This window comes from Clostridium boliviensis (assembly GCF_033342255.1).
GTDB lineage: Bacteria > Bacillota > Clostridia > Lachnospirales > Lachnospiraceae > Lacrimispora > Lacrimispora boliviensis.
Genome location: NZ_JAWONS010000060.1, coordinates 1 through 286 on the forward strand (window position 1 = coordinate 1; position 286 = coordinate 286).

A 286-nucleotide genomic window follows, 5' to 3' on the forward strand; every position below is an offset into this window, starting at 1 on the left:
CCACGACAGCTATCCCTTCGGGGTGGGCCAAGTGTTCCAAGACATATTGCTGTAAGTCGTCACGAACGGCATCCGCGTCCCACCGGGCCCGCCCCAACAGGTGCTGAATGCCGTAAGGAGTGGGATCCCCGGCATACTCGGCCAACTGCCACCCGTTCTTCCGTTCCACGGAACTTAACAACCCACGAAGATAGGACTTACAACGTTGCCGTGCTTCGGAACGGGCAAAGTGAGCTCCGATTCGTTCAGCCAAGGTTTCAAAGGACTTTGCCCAATCAGCTATTTC

The 286-nt window shown here is 56.3% G+C and carries 1 protein-coding gene; it reads right to left on the bottom strand.

Translation table 11 applies throughout. The annotated features are described in order from the left end of the window. The coding region (locus tag RZO55_RS02760; protein WP_318062767.1) for a transposase at positions 1-286 on the bottom strand (286 nt) is incomplete at both ends.